Genomic DNA, 4,018 nt, shown 5'->3' on the forward strand with positions numbered 1-4,018 from the left:
CCCCGACGTCGTCACCCGGTTCATGGACGAGTTCGGCGACGTCATCTACAACAACTACAACGCCACCGAAGCCGGCATGATCGCCACCGCGACGCCCACGGACCTGCGGGCCGCCCCGGACACCGCAGGAAAACCCGCTAGCGGCACCGAGATTCGCATCCTCGACAGCGAGCTCCGCGCGCTGCCCACCGGCGAGGTCGGTCAGATCTTCGTGCGCAACTCCAACCGCTTCGACGGTTACACCTCCGGTGCGGGCAAGAATTTCCATGAGGGCTTCATGGCATCCGGAGACGTGGGCCGCCTTGATGAGGCCGGGCGACTATACGTGGTCGGGCGCGACGACGAGATGATCGTCTCCGGCGGCGAGAACGTCTACCCGATCGAGGTGGAAAAGACGTTGGCGGCTCACCCCGATGTCGCCGAGGCCACGGTGCTCGGCGTCGACGACGAACAGTACGGACAACGGCTGGCGGCGTTCGTCGTACTGACGCAGGGCACTGAATCTTCAACCAACACCGCGGACAACCTCAAGCAGCATGTCCGGGACAACCTGGCCAATTACAAGGTGCCTCGCGAAATCGTCGTGCTCGACGAGCTGCCCCGCAGCAGCACCGGCAAGATCGTCCGCCGCGATCTGCTCGCGCAGTTGTCTGAGTGATCGCCGAATGTGGGCTTGATGCACGCAAAAACCGCGTGTTGCGTGTCTTAAGCCCACATTCGACGCGGCGATCCGCATCAAGCCTGTGCCATCGCGCTTTCGATGACCGTAAGCTTCTCGGAAAGCCCTGCGGCGCGGCGGATTTCGATCAACTCATCGATAATGGCGTCGCTCAACTCGTGTGGGTCGTCGACAGTGGCGCCGTCGGAAAGCACCGAGACGTTGAGCTGGTCGACATAACTCCACACGGTGATGTTCAGGCCGCTGCCGGTGGTCAACGGCCCCACCGAGTAGATCTCGGTGACCAGTGCGCCGCAGACCCGTCCGTGTTCCCGCGGGCCCGGGACGTTGGAGATCGGCAGGTTGAGCACTTTGTTCTGGCCGTCGCGGTTGGCCAGCCAGCGGAACAGCGACTCAGACGGTGCCGGCGGAAAGTAGGCCGCCCAGCGGCTAACCAGCTCGGGGCCGAGCAGGTGGTGACTCTCCTTGGCGTCGACAGCGTTGTCATGAGAGCGCCGTACCCGTTCCAACGGGTCGTCGAGGTCGGACGGCAACGCCACCAGCATTCCGGTGAAGAAATTTCCCGAGATCCGGTCGGGGGAAAAGTCGAAGCTCACCGGAACCGAGGCCAGCAGGGGGTGATCGGCTTGACCGTCATAGCGCAGCAGCAGTTTGCGTAACGCGCCCGCGGACAGGGCCAGCACCATGTCGTTGATCGTGACGCCGAGCGCCTTGCCGGTCTCCTTGACATCGGCCAGCGCCAACGTCGCGGTGGCAAATCTGCGTTCGGGAGTGAGCATGTGGTTCATGAACGTCGGCGGCGGGGTGAACGGCCGCGTCAGTTCCGGTGACAGCTTGCGCGGGCTTTGGCGCACCCGGTTAATACCCTGGGCGGTGTAGCCGATGGTCCGCGGAATCCGCCCGAGATGGCGCAGATGATCAGCGAACGCGGACCGCACCAGCTCGCCAGTGGACGGAGCCGGGTCGGGCGCATAACGGGTCTGGCCGGATGGCGGGCCGGGCACCAGATCCATGCCGCGGGCAAGCAGATTCGCCGCGGCCACCCCGTCGGCGAGCGCGTGGTGGATTTTGCCGACTACCGCAATCCGGTTATTGGCCAGACCCTCGACGAAGTACATCTCCCACAGGGGGTAATCACGGTCCAGCGGGATGCTCGCGATCTCCCCGAGGGCCTCATCGAGCTCGCGACGACCGCCCGGGGCGCGCACTCGCCAGGGGCGCACATGGTAGGTCAGGTCGACATCACAGTTTTCTCGCCACATCGGGTGGTGCATCTTGAGCGGGATGTCAACGAGCTGAAAACAGAACGGTTCCAGCTTGTACAACCGGCTGTGAATGACCCGGCGGAACGCGTCGATACCGAAGTCGCGATTGTCGGCATCCAGCTCGATCACGGCGACTTTGAGGGTGTGCATATGCACATTCGGCGTCTCGCTGTAGAGCAGCACCGCATCCCAGCCGCTGAGTCTTTTCACCTGCGCGCCTCCCTCATGCAGGGACGATACAGTCGGCCGGCGGCTAAATAACCTCTTTGGACGCGATCATCCGGTTGCGGTGGACCTGGTTGAGGAACAGCCCGACTGCAGTCGCCATCGGACCGGTGCGCGCCCCATCGGTCAGGTCAAAACCGTGTCCGGCGCCGGGCAGCTCCACGTAGCTAACCACCGAACGCGAAATCGACCTCAGTCGCTCGACGAAGCTGCGCGCCTGCACTACCGGTATCACCGTGTCGTTACTGCCGTGAATCACCAAGAATGGCGGGGCTTCCGGATGTACCCGGGCGATCGGCGAAGCATCGCGGAACACCTCGGGGTGACGGTCGATCCTGCGCTTGACGACTACCCGTTCCAGGAAATCGAGGAAGCGGGCCCGCTCGACGGTCGAGCGGTCCTCCCAGTCGTAGCGGCCGTAGATTCCCACCACAGCATCCACCGAGGTGTCCGAGCCGGCCGGCAGCTCGGTCTGCATGTCGGCGTCGTTGCCGGTGAGTCCGGCCAGCGCGGACAAGTGTCCGCCGGCCGAACAACCCGCTACTGCAATGAAATCGCGGTCGCCGCCGAATTTGTCGACGTTGGCGCGCGCCCACGCGATCGCGGTTTTGACGTCGGTGATGTGAGCGGGCCAGCGGTGGTGCGGCGCGACCCGGTACTGCACCGACAAGCACACCCAACCCAGTTCGGCCAGATGCGACATCAGCGCATAGCCCTGCAGGGTGCGCCCGCCGTGCACCCAGGCGCCGCCGGGCACAAAGATCAGCACCGGCGCCGGCCGGACCGGCAGATCCTTGCGACGCCAGACGTCCAGTAGTTGCACCGGATGTTTGCCGTACCGCACCGATGCGCGGTGCAGGTAGCGACGATGTTGCAATGCCCGCCAAAGCGGTGGAGTCCGCTCCGGCGCTGGCCACTCGATCTCCAGGTCTTTGCCCGACACGATGCCGCGCAGCGCGGCCTCGGAGACGGCCGTTGTCATGTCCCGCTCGGACTTACGGATCTCGCCGATGCCCGGCGTCAGCCAGGACTTCGCCGACGCTGACAAGAAATCCGGCAGGTGCCGGTAGCCCCAGACACCCATCGCGGTGGCGCCGCCCAGCGGTTCCAGATGCCTGCCCACCACGGGCAGCGAAGCCGTCGCAACGCTTAGCGCCAGCATGTAGTCACCGGGGCGGGCTCTTAGCAACCACCGTGCCCGGGAGGCCATGGTCGGTCCGGGAACGGAGATCGCCGGTCGTCGCGTCATTCCGGGAGCGTACCTCGCGGGTTCACCCGTCAACCTGCAAACGCGCGGGTGCACAGCAGCTAGCCGCCCAGAAACGGCGTTCACGACGCCGGAAACTCGCGATAACCCCGTTCTCCGATCAGATGCAGCCATACGGAGACCCACTCGGCGGGCGGGCATCCCGGCGCTGTCCAAGCCGATTGAGGCCCAGCGAAACCACGGACCGCCCTCCCGAGCGGACTCCACCCGTATGCAGTTGGCGCGGACACCGATGAGTGGCTGGTATAGGTCACGGCGCCCCGGCGCAGGAGCACCAAGCTGAATCAAACGAGCGACCAAACATCCAGGACCACAACCCAATTCGATCGTTGGACTCGACTGATCGAGCTGAAACTACGACTCTGCGGAAATTGACGTTCGGCCACTCGTCGTGGTTTAGATGCCGTCTAGGGCGTGCGACGAAAGTCGTTGTGCTTCAGCGCTTCTTGTCGTGAAATAACGCATCGGTAGACGCGGTACGGCGGGCAACCTTGGCTTGCTTGTCGGCGCGTTTCTCCTTCAATGACTTTCCAGACTTCTTGGTCATGGTTTGCCGAGGAGACTTATCGGACATCACTGGGC

At 64.2% G+C, this 4,018-nt stretch carries 3 protein-coding genes; 1 reads left to right on the forward strand and 2 read right to left on the reverse strand.

The genetic code is table 11. From position 1 onward, the window contains the following. A partial coding sequence (locus tag WAN71_RS01330) for an AMP-binding enzyme (protein ID WP_422223602.1) occupies window positions 1–658 on the forward strand: 658 nt, incomplete at its 5' end. A 77-nt stretch (window positions 659–735) separates the two neighbouring features. Here WAN71_RS01330 and WAN71_RS01335 read toward each other — a convergent pair. Both WAN71_RS01335 and WAN71_RS01340 read right to left on the reverse strand, forming a co-directional pair. Then, window positions 736–2,154: a WS/DGAT/MGAT family O-acyltransferase gene (locus WAN71_RS01335; RefSeq protein WP_422223603.1), complete on the reverse strand. Its 1,419-nt coding sequence runs from the start codon at window positions 2,152–2,154 to the stop codon at window positions 736–738. Between the two features lie 43 nt (window positions 2,155–2,197). Further along, the gene (locus WAN71_RS01340) at window positions 2,198–3,418 is read right to left on the reverse strand and encodes an alpha/beta hydrolase fold domain-containing protein (protein ID WP_422223604.1); all 1,221 of its coding nucleotides are present in this window, start codon (window positions 3,416–3,418) and stop codon (window positions 2,198–2,200) included. Window positions 3,419–4,018: the final 600 nt, after the last annotated feature.

Source organism: Mycobacterium sp. (assembly GCF_049280035.1).
Taxonomy (GTDB): Bacteria; Actinomycetota; Actinomycetes; order Mycobacteriales; family Mycobacteriaceae; genus Mycobacterium.